18 protein-coding genes and 1 riboswitch are annotated in these 17,008 nt (G+C 37.3%); of the genes, 5 read left to right on the top strand and 13 right to left on the bottom strand.

Going from position 1 to position 17,008, the window contains the following annotated elements; genetic code table 11:
• Positions 1 to 5 precede the first annotated feature (5 nt).
• The 4 genes from V0410_RS02025 to V0410_RS02040 form a co-directional block, all read right to left on the bottom strand.
• Entirely contained in the window at positions 6 to 920 is a 915-nt protein-coding gene (locus V0410_RS02025) for a carbohydrate kinase family protein (protein WP_330746116.1), read from the bottom strand.
• Positions 921 to 975: 55 nt separating this feature from the next.
• On the bottom strand, positions 976 to 1,983 hold the full coding sequence (locus V0410_RS02030) for a LacI family DNA-binding transcriptional regulator (RefSeq protein ID WP_330746117.1): 1,008 nt from the start codon (positions 1,981 to 1,983) through the stop codon (positions 976 to 978).
• A 366-nt stretch (positions 1,984 to 2,349) separates the two neighbouring features.
• Positions 2,350 to 2,496 (bottom strand): bacteriocin-like protein, encoded by a 147-nt coding sequence (locus tag V0410_RS02035; protein WP_330746118.1) that lies wholly within the window; start codon positions 2,494 to 2,496, stop codon positions 2,350 to 2,352.
• Positions 2,497 to 2,523: 27 nt separating this feature from the next.
• Positions 2,524 to 2,667, bottom strand: a complete 144-nt coding sequence (locus tag V0410_RS02040; RefSeq protein WP_330746119.1) for a bacteriocin-like protein — start codon at positions 2,665 to 2,667, stop codon at positions 2,524 to 2,526.
• Positions 2,668 to 2,938: 271 nt separating this feature from the next.
• On the opposite strand from V0410_RS02040, the gene V0410_RS02045 reads away from it, so the two are divergent.
• The 3 genes from V0410_RS02045 to V0410_RS02055 all read left to right on the top strand — a co-directional run bounded on the left by V0410_RS02045 (position 2,939) and on the right by V0410_RS02055 (position 4,818).
• Positions 2,939 to 3,799, top strand: a complete 861-nt coding sequence (locus V0410_RS02045) for an alpha/beta fold hydrolase (protein WP_330746120.1) — start codon at positions 2,939 to 2,941, stop codon at positions 3,797 to 3,799.
• A gap of 7 nt (positions 3,800 to 3,806) precedes the next feature.
• Positions 3,807 to 4,028 carry a hypothetical protein gene (locus V0410_RS02050; protein ID WP_330746121.1) on the top strand — a complete coding sequence of 74 codons (222 nt, stop codon included), beginning with the start codon at positions 3,807 to 3,809 and terminating at the stop codon, positions 4,026 to 4,028.
• 247 nt (positions 4,029 to 4,275) lie between these two features.
• Positions 4,276 to 4,818 (top strand): hypothetical protein, encoded by a 543-nt coding sequence (locus V0410_RS02055; protein ID WP_330746122.1) that lies wholly within the window; start codon positions 4,276 to 4,278, stop codon positions 4,816 to 4,818.
• 83 nt (positions 4,819 to 4,901) lie between these two features.
• Here V0410_RS02055 and V0410_RS02060 read toward each other — a convergent pair whose 3' ends face one another.
• Positions 4,902 to 5,363, bottom strand: a complete 462-nt coding sequence (locus V0410_RS02060; RefSeq protein ID WP_047422640.1) for an Lrp/AsnC family transcriptional regulator — start codon at positions 5,361 to 5,363, stop codon at positions 4,902 to 4,904.
• 195 nt (positions 5,364 to 5,558) lie between these two features.
• Positions 5,559 to 5,744, top strand: a riboswitch (cobalamin riboswitch).
• Positions 5,745 to 5,916: 172 nt separating this feature from the next.
• On the opposite strand from V0410_RS02060, the gene metE reads away from it, so the two are divergent.
• A complete protein-coding gene (gene metE, locus V0410_RS02065; protein ID WP_330746123.1) occupies positions 5,917 to 8,220 on the top strand; it encodes a 5-methyltetrahydropteroyltriglutamate--homocysteine S-methyltransferase in 2,304 nt (767 codons plus the stop codon).
• A 190-nt stretch (positions 8,221 to 8,410) separates the two neighbouring features.
• On the opposite strand, the gene V0410_RS02070 is transcribed toward metE, so the two are convergent.
• The 8 genes from V0410_RS02070 to V0410_RS02105 all read right to left on the bottom strand — a co-directional run bounded on the left by V0410_RS02070 (position 8,411) and on the right by V0410_RS02105 (position 15,822).
• Positions 8,411 to 9,208: a helix-turn-helix domain-containing protein gene (locus V0410_RS02070; protein WP_330746124.1), complete on the bottom strand. Its 798-nt coding sequence runs from the start codon at positions 9,206 to 9,208 to the stop codon at positions 8,411 to 8,413.
• Positions 9,209 to 9,323: 115 nt separating this feature from the next.
• Positions 9,324 to 10,739 carry an aldehyde dehydrogenase family protein gene (locus V0410_RS02075; RefSeq protein ID WP_330746125.1) on the bottom strand — a complete coding sequence of 472 codons (1,416 nt, stop codon included), beginning with the start codon at positions 10,737 to 10,739 and terminating at the stop codon, positions 9,324 to 9,326.
• A gap of 365 nt (positions 10,740 to 11,104) precedes the next feature.
• A complete protein-coding gene (locus V0410_RS02080) occupies positions 11,105 to 11,506 on the bottom strand; it encodes a DoxX family protein (RefSeq protein ID WP_330746126.1) in 402 nt (133 codons plus the stop codon).
• Positions 11,507 to 11,519: 13 nt separating this feature from the next.
• The gene (locus V0410_RS02085) at positions 11,520 to 12,140 is read right to left on the bottom strand and encodes a hypothetical protein (RefSeq protein WP_330746127.1); all 621 of its coding nucleotides are present in this window, start codon (positions 12,138 to 12,140) and stop codon (positions 11,520 to 11,522) included.
• Between the two features lie 65 nt (positions 12,141 to 12,205).
• Complete coding sequence (locus V0410_RS02090) at positions 12,206 to 12,805, bottom strand: Crp/Fnr family transcriptional regulator (RefSeq protein ID WP_442879196.1); 600 nt, start codon at positions 12,803 to 12,805, stop codon at positions 12,206 to 12,208.
• A gap of 132 nt (positions 12,806 to 12,937) precedes the next feature.
• Entirely contained in the window at positions 12,938 to 13,351 is a 414-nt protein-coding gene (locus tag V0410_RS02095) for a hypothetical protein (protein ID WP_330746129.1), read from the bottom strand.
• Positions 13,352 to 13,547: 196 nt separating this feature from the next.
• Positions 13,548 to 14,750 carry an MFS transporter gene (locus tag V0410_RS02100; RefSeq protein WP_330746130.1) on the bottom strand — a complete coding sequence of 401 codons (1,203 nt, stop codon included), beginning with the start codon at positions 14,748 to 14,750 and terminating at the stop codon, positions 13,548 to 13,550.
• Positions 14,751 to 14,865: 115 nt separating this feature from the next.
• Positions 14,866 to 15,822, bottom strand: coding sequence for a helix-turn-helix domain-containing protein (locus tag V0410_RS02105; RefSeq protein ID WP_330746131.1), 957 nt, complete (start codon positions 15,820 to 15,822; stop codon positions 14,866 to 14,868).
• 271 nt (positions 15,823 to 16,093) lie between these two features.
• Between V0410_RS02105 and V0410_RS02110 the strand changes: the two genes are divergently transcribed.
• Positions 16,094 to 16,939 (top strand): hypothetical protein, encoded by an 846-nt coding sequence (locus V0410_RS02110; RefSeq protein ID WP_330746132.1) that lies wholly within the window; start codon positions 16,094 to 16,096, stop codon positions 16,937 to 16,939.
• Positions 16,940 to 17,008 lie beyond the last annotated feature (69 nt).

Genomic DNA, 17,008 nt, shown 5'->3' on the forward strand with positions numbered 1-17,008 from the left:
TGTTTTTAAGAGGTTTTACAGCTGTTTTTTTCTCTGAATGCCTTGAATTCTTCATAGGTGTAATCCGGGCATGCTCCTGATTTGGAAGTGATAAAGGCTCCCAGTGAAGTTGCCTGTTTCATGATCTCTTCCGGCGATTTTCCCTGAATTCTTTTAGACAGAAACCCGGCCAAAAAAGAATCCCCACTGCCCACAGTATCTGCAATTTCAATATGAACTGCCGGAAAATCATACGCAGTATCCCCTACAAAATATCTGGCGCCTTTACTTCCTTTGGTAAGGACAATTTCATTCAGGTTGAAATAAGCCTGAAGATGTTTGATGCTGGTATCTTCATCAATATAGTCTTCACCGAGATATTCAAGAATTGTTCTGAGCTCTGCCTTATTCATTTTAACAAGGTCAGATTTGTGCAATAATTTTTTAATGAATTCAAAATCGATGAAAGGAGGGCGGAAATTAACATCAAAAACCCTGAACTTTGAATATTCCAAAAGTTGCAATAGCGTATTTTGTGAAGCTTCACTTCTGGTGATCAGACTTCCAAAAACAAATGCTTCTGAATTTTGTATCAGTTCTTTGTGTTCCGGCAGAGGATGAATATAGTCCCAGGCAACCTCCTGTACAATATCATATACAGCTTCACCATGCTCATCAAAATCAGCAATTACAGTTCCTGTAGCCTTTTCCTGGTCTATCTGAATGAAATCTGTTGTTATTCCCCAAGTCTGAATTTGGTTAAGAAGGCGGTGCCCTAATTCATCATTTCCTATACGGCTTAGCATTTTGGTGTCGATTCCCATTTTAAAAAGATTGTAGGCAACATTAAATGGTGCACCACCAGCTCTGGATCCGGAAGGGAAGATATCCCACAGCACTTCTCCGAAACATACCACGTGATTTAATTTATTTTTTATCATAGTTGGTTAAACGTTTAAGTTATTATTTAAAAAAAAATGATTGATGTAGATTTGATTATTTTAAAGATGCTTTGGCAATCAGTTTTGCGGATAATGTTATTCTTTTACCTGTTGCTGCATAATGGTTAATTTGTCCATCCAGAAGCTTGATAGCCTCTTCAGCCATTTCTTCAATCGGCTGCTGGATGTAGGTAATCTCCGTAGGGAAGAGGTCATAGGCATCCGTTTCATCAAATGCCAATACTGAGACCTGTTCCGGAACTTTTATATTGTTTTTAACGAGATAGGAAAGCCCTGCTACCGCAAGTTTATTACTGGAAAAATATAATGCAGTATTTTCTGGAGTTTTCCCCAACGTACTTTCAAGCTTAGAATGTACCTCCTGTACTATATTTTCCAATCCTACCAGAAGATATTGAATTTCAACTGTTTTGCGGGAAGAGCTTACCGCTTTCTCAAAGCCATGCTGGCGGTCCAGAAGGTGTGGAAGATCAGTTTCATAGCCTATATAGATCATTTTGTCAAAGTTCTTATTAAGAAGCAGGCTGGCCGTGTTTTCCGCAATCTCTTGATTATCAATGGTAATTCCGGGAACAGAAACCCCTTTAAGATATCTGTCAATCGTTACAACAGGATATTTAATATGAATAAGGTTTTCAAGTGTCTTTTCTGATCCTGCTACGGGAGCAACGATCATTCCGTCTACCTGCTGCTGCGAAAAAAGCTCGGTAAGTTTTTTAAATTTTTCTGCATTTTCATCAGAACTGCCGATGATCAGGGTATAACCCAACTTTAAAGCTTTATCTTCAAGGTTTCTTGCCATATGGGAATAGAAGTCATTGGAGATATCCGCCACGATTAATCCAAGAAGCTTTGTTTTATTAGTTTTAAGGCTTTTTGCGATTTTATTCGGGGTATAGTTAATCGTTTCAGCAATTTCAAAAATTTTTTTCCGGGTCTCCTCACTGATACGCTGCCCTTCCTTTCTGTTAAGAACATAAGAAACGGTGGCTACGGAAACTCCTGCCAGTTTAGCAATATCTTTTATGGAAGACCTTTTCATCTTATTTTTTAATGCACAAAAATATTTCAGAAAATAGTAAAAAAACAATAGCTGTTTTTTTTGGTGGTTTCCGAAAAATATGTAATTTCGCAATTTTTTAAAAAATAATCAACGTTTTCATTATCAGTGCTTTAGATTATTGTTGTCTTTTTTAATATGAATAAATTGTTAACTTATTTAATATAGAGATTAAATTTGGGTTAAACGTTTATCCAATAAATTTAATTTTTAGATTTAAATAGCTGGAAACTAAGTTTTATATCTAATAATAAAAAAACATAATAATGAGAGTTTTTACTTTACACCATAAAATAAAAACCCTGCAATTTATAAGAATTGCAGGGCTTATTTTGAGAATACAGTCTTTTAACTTAAAATATCACATGGCGCTACACAGATCACCCATGGACATCTTTTGATTCCCGGAGGTGGGCAGCAGGCTTCAGAGCAGCTTGTCGCTCCGCCATTAATATTCCTCAACTGGTCTCTTGAAATTTTTTTAAAATTTTTCATAGTCAAGTAATTGCATTAAACCTAAAATTAAGGCTGGTTTCCGCCACCACATCCGTCGTAAGGCATGCACTGCCACTTACCATCGATTAAGCATAGCTGACCGCCTCTGCAGTCAATTCCTCCCTTAATTGTTTTCAATTCTTTTCTTTCGATTTTCTTTAAATTTTTCATAATAAATTGTACGTTTAGTTCAATTCGAAATTAATAAAATTTTATCAACTATGGTAGAATTATTGTAAAATTTTTATTTTTTAGTTGCTTAATCGTGGGCTGATTGAGGTTTATTTCATGTAATGAATTAAAATATTTTTGAGGAAATAAACTTAAACCAACCCTTAAAGAATTCCTCCCATTTCCATAAAATCTTGTCCTGTGACAAGTCCGTTTTCCGATCGGGTTGGTAACTTTGACTTAAAATTAATCCACCAAATCTGATAATATTATGAAAAGTTTATTCAAATTCTCTGCAGTATTGTTCTTTATTATTATCCTTGCCGCCTCTCCGGTATATGGACAAAAAATAAAACCTTCTGAAAGCGGTTATGCACCTGTTAATGGTATCAAAGTTTATTATGAAGTCTATGGCAAAGGAAAGCCTCTTGTATTGTTACATGGTGCCTTCATGACGATTGATTTGAACTGGGGTGAATTGATCCCGGAACTGTCTAAAAACAGAAAAGTAATAGCTCTTGAATTACAGGGACACGGACACACGCCTTTTTCAGAAAGGAAATTATCGCATGCTACTTTAGCCAGTGATGTTACAAAGGTAATGGACTATCTGAAAATTGATAAAGCAGATGTGGCAGGCTACAGCTTTGGAGGTGAAGTGGCCTATAAACTGGCTATTCAAAGTCCGGAAAGACTGAACAAACTGGTTATTATTTCATCAACCTACAAAACTAACGGCTGGTTGCCCGAAGTAAATAAAGCTCTTGAAGGAATGAAACCTGAACTCTTTACAAACAGCCCTATGCATGCTGCCTATAATGCTGTAGCACCTGATAAAACAAAATGGAAACCATTTCTGGAACAGATGATGGCTTCTGCCGGACAGCCTTTCGACCTGGGTGATGATAATATCTCTAAAATTCCGGTGCCTGTTTTAATCATAGCTGGTGATAATGACGGATTGGATAAAACAGAACTTTCAAAAACCTATAAATTATTGGGAGGTGATGTTTTTGCAGATATGGGCGAATTGCCAAAGTCCCAGCTGGCTATCGCTCCCGGACAAACCCATGTAAGCCTGATGATGCAGACGGCAATGATTTTGAACTACCTGAATAATTTTTTAAAATAACTTGAGGATGAATACAAAATTTGAGGCAGGAATTAATATCGCTATCAAAATTCCCAAAAATAAATACGAAAAAACGGTTGCTTTTTACAGAGATATTTTAAAATTGAAAGTTGAGGAAATGCCGATAAAAAATCCCACTGTTTCAAGAACCCACGAGGTGAAATTCGGGAATAATATCATATGGCTGGATTGTGTTGATAACTATACCCATTCTGAAACATGGCTGTAGCTTACCGTTCCCGATGTAGAAGCTGCTACACAATATCTGCTGTCAAACGGTGTGGAAACCTGTGACGAAATAGAAGAGCTTCCTGAAAATATGCACTGGATTACCGATCCTGCCGGTACCGTGTTCAATTTACAGGAAAGAAAATAGCCAAAAACAGAAATACGATGTAAAAAATTGCTTAAAATAGGGCTTTGTTCAAAATTTTAATATCTTTAGCCGTCAAATCATTACAATTTAAAATATTTTTATGCAGACGAGACCATTCCATTTCATTGTCACCATCTTTTTTCTGGTATTAAGTGCAACTGCATTTTCACAGAAAACAGCCGCGTTGGGTTCTTTACTGGACAAAAACTCAGAATTTATATTCCCGCAGACTCCGGATAAAATTTCAAAAGCATTGAACGTAAAAACTGTTTTTTATGAAGATGCCAACGAAGAAAAATACGCAAAATGGCCTATGAAAACAGGACTGGAGCTTTATTGCAGCCTGGGAAAAGACAATACTATCAATGAAATGTTTTTTGTGACTTCAGACAATAAACCTGTCATTGTGGAAGGACTTCCTTTTGGTCTTGTGCTGAATAAAAGTACCTTACAGGATAGTAAAACCAGGTTCACTAAATACAATGCTAAAACGCAAAAATTAGGAGCTGACAGTGAATTTCCAGGTGGATCAAAACTTGTTTTTAAAAAAGGAAAACATTATGCAACATTGTTTTTCGACAGTAAGAACCTGTTAAAATCAATAGGTTTAACAACAGAACTTACGGATCCGGCTGCCAATTAAGTACTAAAAAACAAAATAATTATACTATCCGTCATTATTGACGGATTTTTTTATCCTCAGACGGCGTTAACTTTAAAATAAATCTATATCGTCAGCCCATGGTTGTTTTTTACCTCAGCCATCACAAAAGTACTGTGCGTGCTGCCGATAGAATCTACGGATCCCAGCTTGTTAAATACAAAATCCTGATAATGCTTCATATCCCGCACCTGCACTTTCAGAAGGAAATCAAAATCTCCGGAAATATTGTAACATTCCGCAACTTCTTCAATTTCTAAAATTTCTTTTACAAAATCATACCCCACAGACCGGTCGTGAATTTTAAGTTTGATCTGGCAGAACACCGTAAATCCACGGTTCAGTTTTTCAGCATCAAGAACTGCCGCATATCTTTTAACAAAACCTTCCTGTTCAAGCCTTTTTACCCTTTCGAAAACCGGTGAAGTAGAAAGGTTCACTTCTTTAGCGAGCTCTTTAACGGTAAGTTTGGCGTTTTTCTGGAGGAGCCTGAGCAGCTGTACATCCTTATCATCGAGTTGTTCCACAGAATATTATTCTTTTAAATGATTAAAACAGTCAAATATAAAGAATTATATGCTTTTATTTTTAATTACTGAAGTTTAATTTGCTTAATTATTTGTTTCCAGTTGTGGTTTTATTCTGTATTACTAATTTTACACAAAATTAAAAACTTTTACTGATAACCTTTGTTAAAGGTAAAAGTACAGTTCTTTACAGATACTTCATCAAACAGGAAAGGTTTTACTTAAGGTAGATTAATAGGGAATCGTGTGCAAATCACGAGCTGTCGCGCAACTGTAAGTAACCCACCAAAAGTTTCTGTCCTTGCAGATCCACTGCCAAAAGCGGGAAGGATGACGGAAACTGTTACAAGTCAGGAGACCTGCCTTTACTGAATTGACAATGCTTTCGCGGGCTGAAGCTTTGGGTCATACAGATGGTATATCAAATTTTGTATTTTCTTCTGAAGGGAAATACATTGTCTGCTATGTCACTATTTTCCTGAAACTTTTTCCGCAAAACATAACGAAGCATTGTAAAGGACTTCCCAATAAGTTTAATTAAAAAGTTTAAAAAATGCAAACTCACATTCTTGGCTATCCGCGTATTGGTAGCAAAAGAGAACTCAAAAAAGCCTGCGAGCAGTACTGGTCAGGTAAAATCCTTTTGGAAGAACTTCTGAACACCGGAAGAACTCTCTGCAGTCAAAACTGGAATATCCAGAAAGAAGCAGGAATAGATCTTATCCCATGTAATGATTTTTCATATTATGATCAGGTATTGGATATGAGTCTTGTCGTAGGTGCCATTCCAACACGGTACCATGAAGTGGTGCTTAAAAAGAACAATACTGAGCTGGATCTTTACTTTGCCATGGCAAGAGGCTATCAGAAGGACGGCCTGGATATCACGGCCATGGAAATGACCAAATGGTTCGATACCAACTATCATTACATCGTTCCGGAATTTTATAAAAATCAACAGTTTAAGCTGAGCTCAGATAAAATTTTCAATGAATTTGCAGGAGCAAAACAAGCTGGAATCAATGCGAAACCGGTTATTATCGGGCTGGTTTCTTATCTGTTATTAGGAAAAGAAAAAGAAGAAGGGTTTGATAAACTGGATCTGGCCGGAAATCTTCTTCCTGTTTATATAGAGATTTTAACCAAACTTCAGGAGCAGGGTGCAGAATGGATTCAGTTTGATGAACCTTTCCTGGCATTGGATTTAACAGAGAAAGCCAAAGAAACTTACCGTTATGTGTATGCCGAAATCAGAAAACGTTTCCCGAAACTGAAATTTATTGTGGCTTCCTATTTTGACGGATTAAAAGACAATACTTCACTTGCCGTTTCACTTCCTGTCAATACATTGCATGTTGATCTGGTTAGAAATCCTGAGCAGCTGGATGATATTCTGAATGTTATTCCGGACAGTTTAAACCTTTCATTAGGACTGGTTGACGGTAGAAATATCTGGAAAAATGATTATGAAAAGTCGTTGTCTTTTATCAGTAAAGCGGTTGAAAAATTAGGATCTGAAAGGATTTTCATTGCACCATCATGCTCATTGCTTCATTCACCTTGTGACCTGGATTTTGAAACCAATCTTAACCCGGAAATTAAGAACTGGCTGGCTTTTGCTAAACAAAAAGTAAAAGAAGTAGTAACTCTTAAAGAACTGGCTTCCGGAACGGAAAATGAACAGATTTTTGAAGCATTTGAAGAAAATAAAAAAGCAATTGAGAGTAGAAGAACTTCTTCTCTTATCCATAATGATCAGGTAAAACAAAGAGCCGATGCTGTTACTGAAAAAGATGCTCAGAGAACAAACACCTTCAAAATCCGTAAAAAAGAGCAACAGGAAGTATTGCAGCTTCCTTTGTTCCCCACCACTACGATCGGATCATTCCCGCAAACCGCAGAAGTGAGAAGCTGGAGAGCCAAATTCAAAAAAGGAGAACTGACAGCAGAACAATATGATATTTTACTGAAAGAGGAAACGCAGAGAACAATCCGCTGGCAGGAAGACATCGGAATTGATGTATTGGTTCACGGAGAATTTGAGCGTAACGATATGGTGGAATACTTCGGAGAACAGCTGGAAGGATTTGTATTCACCCAAAACGGTTGGGTACAAAGCTACGGAAGCCGTTGTGTAAAACCACCTGTGATCTTCGGTGACGTTTCCCGCCCAACTCCGATGACGGTGTACTGGTCTCAATATGCCCAATCTCAGACTGAAAAATGGGTAAAAGGAATGTTAACAGGCCCGGTTACCATTTTACAGTGGTCTTTTGTACGTGATGATCAGCCTCGTTCAGAAACTTGTAAGCAGATTGCCTTGGCAATTCGTGATGAAGTGGTGGATCTGGAAAAAGCAGGAATCAGAATTATTCAGATTGATGAGCCTGCCATAAGAGAAGGTCTTCCATTAAGAAAAACAGACTGGCAGAACTATTTGAAATGGGCCGTAGAAGCTTTCAGAATTTCAGCAAGCGGAGTAGAAGATGCCACTCAAATCCATACGCATATGTGCTATTCAGAATTCAATGATATTATTGAAAACATTGCGGATATGGATGCCGATGTGATTACGATAGAGTGTTCCCGTTCTCAGATGGAACTGCTGAATGCTTTTGCAGATTTCAAATATCCGAATGAAATTGGTCCTGGAGTATACGATATTCACTCACCAAGAGTTCCGTCAAAAGAAGAAATGACTGAGCTGCTGAGAAAGGCTCAGAATGTAATTCCTGCCAATCAGCTCTGGGTAAATCCGGATTGCGGACTGAAGACAAGACACTGGGAAGAAACTGAAAAAGCTTTAATCGCAATGGTGGCTGCTGCCAAAGAAGCTTCTGTAGAATATGCACTTTAGAAAACTTTTACAATAATTAGATTCAATAATTCAGATCGTGTTATGATTTTCATGGCACGATCTGATATTTTTAAATTATTAAATTTTTGAAAAATAAAGTAGTTGAAAATCGTCCTGATTTAAAGTGTAAGCAAACTTGTCTTCATAACCTTAACACTTTCATAGGATCTTAATGGTTCAACAATCTAAATTATTTTGCCTGTAATACACTTGGCGGATAGCCATACTGTTTTTTAAAGGCAAATGAGAAATGGGATAAATTTTCAAATCCAAGATCCAGATAAATATCAGAAACAGATTTTCCTTTTTGGCTTAGCAGAAAATGAGCTTCCTTTAATCTTCGAAGCTGCAGCCATTGTCTTGGAGGGATTCCGAATATCTTTTGAAAATCCCTTTTAAATGCAGACAGACTTCTCCCTGTTAAATAAGCAAAACGTTCTACATTGACATTGAAATGAAAGTTTTTATTCATAAAACTCTCAATATCTATTTTATAGGGCTCGGAAAAATCAAACAAAATATCCTTAAGACCGGGATCGTAATTCAACAGTAAAAGGAGAGCTTCTTTTTGTTTAAGCCTCAAGATTTCTTCGGAAGCAGGAAGATCTTCGTACGGTAATAATGAGTACATAAAAGAATGTAATGCCTTTTGCTCCGGTTTTATATAGGCCTGAACATTGTCCTTTTTTTCTGCCTGATACCCATATTCTCGGCTGAAATCATGAAGCATGGCATCGTCAAAATAGATGGATATGGTTCTGATTTCCCCGTTTTTGGGTGGATATTTTGCAAATTTTAATAAATGATTTTTTCTGGCAGAATAGAGTTCTCCTTCTTTAAATATCGTTTTTGTGATGCCGTCATTAAGTTCCATTTCCCCGGAAAGCACCAGGCCGAGGCTGTGAATTCGTGCAAATTGTTCTCCTTCCCTGAATTCTGAAAAATGACAGGAATAATTGATGGGAAAAGGAATATTATTTTCGCTCATAGCTCAGATAGTTGTTTCTTGATCAATTCTTATTCAAACTTACAAAACTTTTAAGGATCATAGAATCTCCACAGCAAAGTAATCCTGAGAATATTTTGCTGTGAAGAAGATCCTACTAAGCCAGAATCGTTTTGGGTTCCAGGTAAGCTTCCAGTCCGAATACACCAAACTCACGCCCGATACCGCTTTGCTTGAAACCACCGAAAGGCGCGTATGGATCGTGGGTAAACCCATTAATACAGATTCTTCCGGCATCAATCCGGGCAGCTACACGTTCCGCATGTTCATGATTATCAGAGCTGATATAAGCTGCAAGTCCATAAGTGGTGTCATTGGCAATGGCAATGGCTTCTTCCTCATCAGCATAAGGAATAATAGACAATACAGGCCCGAAAATCTCTTCCTGTGCAATGCGCATATCATTACGGACATTGGTAAAGATGGTTGCTTTTACAAAATTACCGCTTTCAAGGCCTTCCGGTTTTCCTTCACCACCTGCAAGCAGAACGGCTCCTTCTTCCTGTCCCATACGGATATAACTTTGCACTCTTTCAAATTGTTTTGTACTCACCATAGGCCCTACAAGAGTATCTTCTTCAGCAGGATTTCCTACTTTTACCTGTCCGGCTGCTTTTTTAGCCAGTTCATTTACCTCCTCCAGTCTGTTTTGCGGAACCAATAATCGGGTAGGGGCGATGCAGGCCTGGCCATTATTCATATAAGCCCCGAAAACGGCCATTGGGATTGCTTTTTCAAAATCGGCATCTTCAAGAATAATATTAGGAGACTTTCCTCCAAGTTCCAGGGTTACCCTTTTCATGGTGTCTACAGCTCCTTTGGCAATCGCTTTTCCCGTAAGTGTAGATCCGGTGAAAGAGATTTTTGCGATATCCGGATGATGGGTAATTTCATTTCCAACTACATTTCCTAATCCGTTAACAATATTGAAAACTCCTTCCGGAAGGCCGGCTTCATGGAAACATTCAGTAAGCAGCTGGGTTTGTGCCGCACTCATTTCGCTGGGTTTGATAACAGCGGTACACCCGGCAGCAATGGCTGTAGCAAGTTTATTACAGATAAAGCTGTTGCTGGCATTCCATGGGGTAATGATTCCAACGACACCTAAAGATTCAAAACGTACTTTGGAATGTCCCACCGTTCTTTCGAAATCATAAGATTCTAAAGTATTGATCGTAGCTGTAAAGGCAGAGATTGCATTTTGGACACTCATTCTGCTGAACTGTAAAGCTCCTCCATATTCATTCACCATGACAGCAACCAGCTCATCTTCTCTTTTGCTTACGGCTTCATGCAGTTTTTTAAGAAAATGGATTCTTTCTTCCTTTGTTGTTTTTGAAAAAGTTTTAAAAGCTTTCTTTGCCGCTGCAATGGCCATTCTGGTATCTTCTTCATTTCCCAGAACCACTTCTCCGGTTTTTTGGTTGGTAACGGGATTGATAAGATCAAAAGTTTCTGTTCCTCTTGGCGTAACAAATTCGCCGTTGATGTAAATTTTATTAATCTGATTCATTTTTAATGATTTTAATACCACAAAGTTCGGCAGAAACGGAAAAGAGAGGTTTGTTGTAAAGCTCAATTTTTCTTTGTTGTATGGTCCATTTCAGAGATTGTCCATTGGGTTTTTGGATTTACCTGTGAAAAGCTCTGTTCTCCGATAGAATTGGCTAGTTTTATCATAACCAGGTAAATAAAACGTTTTGAGAGCCACTCTGAAACTTATTTTCGCTTAGTATCAAACTTTACTACAGAGAAAAGCTATAGCTTACCTGATTTTTGAGTAACACTACAGGTGTAAAGAATTTTTACTCAGAAAAAAATAAACCAGAATCCTGAGACTCTGATTTATCCATAGTGAATAGAAAATTTCTGAGTATTTTAATCCCATTTATTTTGGGTTGAAACGGCATATTTTCCTGCTCCGGTAAAGAAAAAGCTTAAACTTACAAGCATATAGATGACAAGCAGTTCCAAAGCCCAGCCTCCGAATTCATTAAGTTTGAAAATATTAGCTGTTTGTGCAAGAATCGTAGCCGTGAAGCAATTGACAGCAAAGATCAGGCCTGCCAGACGAGCCCGAAATCCTATGATCAGCATTACAGGTGCAATAATTTCTCCGGCAAACACGCCATACGCAAAGAAGGACGGTAAGCCATGCATGCTCATCATATCTTCAATAAAACCAACTCCATGGATCATTTTACTGATTCCATAAACGGACATCGGAAATGCAATTGCTATTCTGGTGATCAGTAATCCTGAATCAATGTTCTTTTTCATTTCTTATCATTATTTAAAAGTTATATTTTACAAATGCCCCGATATTTTCCAGGGTCTTTTTTCCATTATTAAACTGGTCGAAATTGGAAGCCAGCCCGTACATCATTTTATCCTGTTTCAGGCCCAGTCTGATAAACTGCAGCCCTCTGGGATATCCGCTGTCATCGAGGTTTCCAATAGCAAGTACACTGAAATATCCCTTTATATTTTCTGTCAGATAAGGGATGTATTCAAATGATACAGACTGTTCCAGAGAAAATCCTTTCTGATACGTAGTTCCTATAGAGTAGGAAAGTGAATAGGAGGACTGAATGATTTTATATTGCAGATAGGCACTGAAAAATGCGCCCGGATTTTTCATTCCAAATGCTGCATTGGCACTCAGTCTTTTGGTAAGATTATACGAGAGGGTATTTCTGATGAAGAATATGTTTTCTTTATCTTTGGTGTATTCTGTATCAAATAGGGTAAGATTGTTCAATTTCAACCGTTCATTCAGCTGATAATTGATATTGTGCATATAAGTATAGGAGCGATGCCCTAAAACAAGATCCGGGGTATAGGAAAGTTTCTGTGCATTCAGGTTCAGGGAAGCTGATGCAAGAACTGTTACAGCGATAATTTTTGCCTTCATATTTCACTCATTAAATTTCTGTGAGCAAAATTATTCGGGCTGGAGGGGAATAAACTTAAGAAATCTTAAGAAACGTCAGACAGGTGTTTTTTTCTCAGATAGCTCAGATATTCTACGGTGATTCCGAGGTAGGAAGCGATCATGTATTGAGGAAAACGCTGTTCGATATTACGGTAAGCAGTGACAAATGTGTGGTATTTGGTATAAGCATCAACACGGGAATGTTCAAAGGTTCTTTCCTGTAACGTAACATAGGCAGACTGCATTTTCAGACGCCAGAATTCTGAGACAGCCGGAACTTCTTTGTACAATAATTCCAGATTATTCTTACTGATCTGTATGATGGAGGTATCTTCATTAGCCTGAATAAACATTCTTGAAGGCAGTTCGCTAAGATAGCTGTAAAGATCATTCACCCACCAGTTTTCAATACCCAGCTGGGTGGTATTTTCTTTTCCCTTTTCATCAATATGGTACGCATAGAGGCTTCCCTGTGCAATGAAACGCATATGTCTGGAAACCTGTCCTTCGCGAAGCAGATAATCTTTCTTTTTAAGTTGTATAATTTCTAATTTGGAACTAATACAGTCAATATCTTTATCTTCTAAAAAAACGATCTCTCTAAAGTGTTCTATAAGTTGTAAAACTATTGTATCTGTATCCATCATTAGAGTTTATAGGTATAGGCACAAATTTACGCAAATATTAAATTACGGAAGCAAGATGAAACAATTATACATAAGAAGACCACAATTTATACGATAAATTGTGGTCTTCTACAACTAAGAACTATTTAACTACGATTCTGTTTTCAAATAACCATAATGCAAAGCTGTATCTTTTCCGAATAAACTTGAGAAAATATTCTGAAACTCATGGATATACTTACATTTTATAGCATTTCCATATATTTTAAGCCCTTCCATTATTTTTCTGGAACTCAAGTCTATATCATATTTTATAAAAGCTTCCGGTCTTTCATACCGTATACTCTGATCTGAACTGTCCGTTCGTGAAAAGCCGAGCTTTTCAAGCCATTCTTCCGTTATTTTAATCGGTTTAATGGATGCTGCCGGGACCGAAATACTTTGAATATCATTTTCAATTTTAACAAAATAAGCCTGTTCGACATTTTGAAAGATCTCAGTAATGGTATAAATCTGATTTTTATACTCAACCAAGTTCTTGATTTTTAGATCTGCTACGTTCATAATATTTTGATTTTAAATGGTGATATGGTCTTTAGTAAAATAGCAAATAGTATGCCCGACATTGCATTGTTAAATCTTGTTTTGAATGAGATTAGGTTAAATTTTTGATATAAAAAATTAATAATACGTTAAAATAGTACACTATACGCGAATTGTCACATAATCATGAAATACCGGATGTGGTATCTATGTGGTATTAGTTTTTTATTCCCGCTTTTGGATTGGTATTAAAAGTGGTAAGAAGAAGAGCTGTTATAACACTTATCATTAGAACTGTTATGAAAACATCCCATGAAAAGGCATGAAGCAGATAACCGGTACCGCTTCCCAGAATACTTGAACCAAAATAATAAAAAAGCCAGTAAATAGAAGTGGCTGAAGATTTTCCCCGCCTTGCATACAATGCAGTCATCTGGCTGGCCATAGTATGAGCAGCGAAGAATGAAAGAGTGAAAAGCCCGAGCCCGAAAATAAGAATATAAATATTTTCAGATAATAGAAGAGCAGCTCCGGTAAGCATGCACAGGATAGAAGCTTTCAGAATGCTATTCATCGGAAACCTTCTGGAAAGACGGCCTGCGATCATCGTTCCGAAGACTCCAAAAATATACATCAGAAAGATAAAGGCTATAATAAAATGGCTTAACGAAAAAGGTTTTGCTTCCAACCTGAATGTCAGGTAATTATAAACACTCACGAAAACTCCCATCAGCAGTGCGGCAGTACAATATAACCGAAGCATATAAGGGTTGGTAAGGAAGAATTTCATCTGTTTTACCTTTAGATGATAATCCGTTTTCTGTGGATTGAAGAACTTTGATTCCGGAAACAGTTTCCAGAATACAACGCCGAGGATGAAACTTTCTATACCAATCAGCAGAACGGCATTACGCCATCCGAATTCCCCTGCAAACAAAGTAGCCATTATTCTTCCGCTCATTCCTCCAATGGTATTACCGCTGAGATACATACTGATGGCTGCTGGTACTGCCAGAGCGTCCACTTCTTCTGTAAGATAGGCCAGGGCAACTGCAGAAACCCCGGAAACAACAAAACCTTTCAATACTCCGATAGCAATCAGTAGACTTAAATTTGGAATCCAGGTAGAAATAATAGTCAGAATAGCAGATGAAATCAGCGAAAAAACCATAAGACTTTTTCTGGAATAGCTGTCTGCTTTAAAAGCAAAAAACAGTAATCCCAATGCCATGCCTATTGTGGATGATGAAACCAGCAGGGAAGTATCACCTACGGACACCCCAAACTGTTCCGCAGCCATAGGCAGCATCGGCTGGAAAAGATAAAGCTGTGCAAAAACCGAAAGTCCTGAAAAAAAAATACAAAGTTTTATATATCGGAAACGTAAGCTTCCCTGAATGGCTTTTTCAGATGAATTCATGATTTTTTTTGCAATTACAATGCAGTGGTTCTACAGAAAATTTGTCTTGTAAATTTCCTGATTATTTTCCGAACTTAAAAATTATTATCTCAATGATATTGATTGGCGAAACAAATCAATGAAACTGCAGGCTGCTGATATACTCGGAAGGGGTAATATTTTCCATCTGCTTGAAAACCCTGTTGAAGGTAGACTGGTTGGAAAATCCAGCCTCAGTATAGATATACATGAGAGTTACCTTTTCAAGGTCATTTTCATTAAGCAGCTTTTTTACGCATTCAATCCTATGCATATTAAGGTAATTATTGAAGTTGGGATATCCTTTTGCACGAATTGATTTTGAGATATAGCTACTGTTAATTTCCATTTCTGTGGAAAGCTTTGATATATTAAAGTTTACATCTTTATACAGGTGTTTTTCTCTCATCACAGATTCAATTTTGTCAAACAGTTCATCCGCAAAAGGAGCTTTGTCTGCTGTAGGAACCTGCTGTATTACTGTTCTCTGGGTTTTCTCCTCAATTTCATGGTAAATTTCAACCCGTTTTATTTTATCCTTAAAATAGAGCAGGAGTGATATTACGGCTACATTGGAAATCATAAGGATGGTATCGGTAATTCTCACATCTTCTGGTTGGTGTATTGGGAATTTAAAGCTGAAATACTTAGAAATAAGGTATCCCGCTATAATATTCAGCAAAACATACATGCTGTAAATAAAAACATACTTTCTTTGAAAGAAAACATAGGCTGCCAGCGGAATCGGAATAAGCCAGACAAAACTCGCTATAGAATTGTTCCAGAAAGCCAGCATAATGTAAAAATTATAAAGCGTTGCAATAATGATGTAGGAATGCACCATGACATTCACCGAGTAGGTTTTGCGCACAATCAGATACGTATAAACCATTAAAAAAAGTCCTCCGAAAAGATACCAGGCCATTATTTTATCGGGAATAATAAAAGTAAATATTAAACCAAATAGGGCAAGAATAACAGACATCAGAATATTATAATAATACACCAGTTGTCTTTTGTACTGTTCAATTTTTATGTCTTTTTCGGTAGTCATTTGTGGCAGAAGGTAATTTTAAATCATTCCAATATTTTCTCGTAACAGTCAGATTTCAGAAAATGACTGGTTTAACTTTCTGGTTATTAGTGATTTGTGTTTTGTGAGCTGTTTCCTGTTTTTCATTGATTATTGATGGATTTGATTTATCAGTCCGGATAACTTTGCACCAGCTAGCTCAACAAAGGCTGATTGATGATCTATCAATTAACCCTAAACGATTTATTCAATTTTTAAATAAATCAAATAATTTTTAAACAAATATACTAAAATGAAAAAAATAAAATTACCTCTTGCCAGCATTATGATGTGTTTTTCAATAGCTGCATTTTCCCAGGTTGGGATCAATACAGATTCCCCTAAAGTAACATTACATGTAGAAGGAAAGCCCGATGTGGCTACTGCGGCTGATGGAGTGATGGCTCCCCGAATGACAGGAGACCAGTTAAGAGCTAAAGATAATGTTTATCTGGCAGCTCAGACCGGAGCTTTGGTCTATGTAACCCAGGCGGTAACTGTTCCTTCTGTAAAAACAGCAAAAGTAGACAAAGCCGGCTATTATATGTTCAACGGAACTACCTGGAAATTTGCTTTTGGAGGACAAGATAATGATATTCCCATTGGAGATTTAATCTATTATCACGGGAGCATGCCCGCAGGTACTTCAGGAGCAAGTACATTAGCCAGTACCTATCTTACTGATCTTCCGGTTTTGGGAGGTTTCCTGAGACTTGATGCACAATTTAACAGCAGTTCAGCAGGTACGGGAGCGGCTACTACTTTTAATCCGCGACTTTACAATGTGGGAACTTCAGATGTGAAAATCTGGGTTTCGGAAATGTCTACCCATACCGGTGATTCTGATAATGGAAATATTAAATTATCACCGGGAGCTTACAGACAGTTTGATGATGGTGTTTATCTTACCCAGACCCATAATGAGACGGTAACATTTGATATTACAGTACAGGAACCGGAGCCTAGATGGTACAGAGTGTATTATGCATTCCGTGTAGATAATAAATCTACAACAGGAAGCAGCGATGCTACAACCACAGATTCCAATACTTCTGATAATACAAGGGAGTTATTTCTCTCTGTACAGAGACTGTATTAATACGCCGACAGATGATTCTAAAAATACAATGATAAAAAATAACGCATACAAAATCAATGGGTTAGCTAT

The sequence above is a fragment of the Chryseobacterium sp. CP-77 genome (assembly GCF_036362765.1).
GTDB lineage: Bacteria > Bacteroidota > Bacteroidia > Flavobacteriales > Weeksellaceae > Chryseobacterium > Chryseobacterium cupriresistens.

What these genes read in the sequence shown, in the direction of transcription:
- V0410_RS02025 (WP_330746116.1), bottom strand. Translation starts at nt 920, where the DNA reads ATGATAAAAAATAAATTAAATCACGTGGTATGTTTCGGAGAAGTGCTG.
- V0410_RS02030 (WP_330746117.1), bottom strand. Translation starts at nt 1,983, where the DNA reads ATGAAAAGGTCTTCCATAAAAGATATTGCTAAACTGGCAGGAGTTTCC.
- V0410_RS02035 (WP_330746118.1), bottom strand. Translation starts at nt 2,496, where the DNA reads ATGAAAAATTTTAAAAAAATTTCAAGAGACCAGTTGAGGAATATTAAT.
- V0410_RS02040 (WP_330746119.1), bottom strand. Translation starts at nt 2,667, where the DNA reads ATGAAAAATTTAAAGAAAATCGAAAGAAAAGAATTGAAAACAATTAAG.
- V0410_RS02045 (WP_330746120.1), top strand. Translation starts at nt 2,939, where the DNA reads ATGAAAAGTTTATTCAAATTCTCTGCAGTATTGTTCTTTATTATTATC.
- V0410_RS02050 (WP_330746121.1), top strand. Translation starts at nt 3,807, where the DNA reads ATGAATACAAAATTTGAGGCAGGAATTAATATCGCTATCAAAATTCCC.
- V0410_RS02055 (WP_330746122.1), top strand. Translation starts at nt 4,276, where the DNA reads ATGCAGACGAGACCATTCCATTTCATTGTCACCATCTTTTTTCTGGTA.
- metE (WP_330746123.1), top strand. Translation starts at nt 5,917, where the DNA reads ATGCAAACTCACATTCTTGGCTATCCGCGTATTGGTAGCAAAAGAGAA.
- V0410_RS02070 (WP_330746124.1), bottom strand. Translation starts at nt 9,208, where the DNA reads ATGAGCGAAAATAATATTCCTTTTCCCATCAATTATTCCTGTCATTTT.
- V0410_RS02075 (WP_330746125.1), bottom strand. Translation starts at nt 10,739, where the DNA reads ATGAATCAGATTAATAAAATTTACATCAACGGCGAATTTGTTACGCCA.
- V0410_RS02080 (WP_330746126.1), bottom strand. Translation starts at nt 11,506, where the DNA reads ATGAAAAAGAACATTGATTCAGGATTACTGATCACCAGAATAGCAATT.
- V0410_RS02085 (WP_330746127.1), bottom strand. Translation starts at nt 12,140, where the DNA reads ATGAAGGCAAAAATTATCGCTGTAACAGTTCTTGCATCAGCTTCCCTG.
- V0410_RS02090 (WP_442879196.1), bottom strand. Translation starts at nt 12,805, where the DNA reads ATGGATACAGATACAATAGTTTTACAACTTATAGAACACTTTAGAGAG.
- V0410_RS02095 (WP_330746129.1), bottom strand. Translation starts at nt 13,351, where the DNA reads ATGAACGTAGCAGATCTAAAAATCAAGAACTTGGTTGAGTATAAAAAT.
- V0410_RS02100 (WP_330746130.1), bottom strand. Translation starts at nt 14,750, where the DNA reads ATGAATTCATCTGAAAAAGCCATTCAGGGAAGCTTACGTTTCCGATAT.
- V0410_RS02105 (WP_330746131.1), bottom strand. Translation starts at nt 15,822, where the DNA reads ATGACTACCGAAAAAGACATAAAAATTGAACAGTACAAAAGACAACTG.
- V0410_RS02110 (WP_330746132.1), top strand. Translation starts at nt 16,094, where the DNA reads ATGAAAAAAATAAAATTACCTCTTGCCAGCATTATGATGTGTTTTTCA.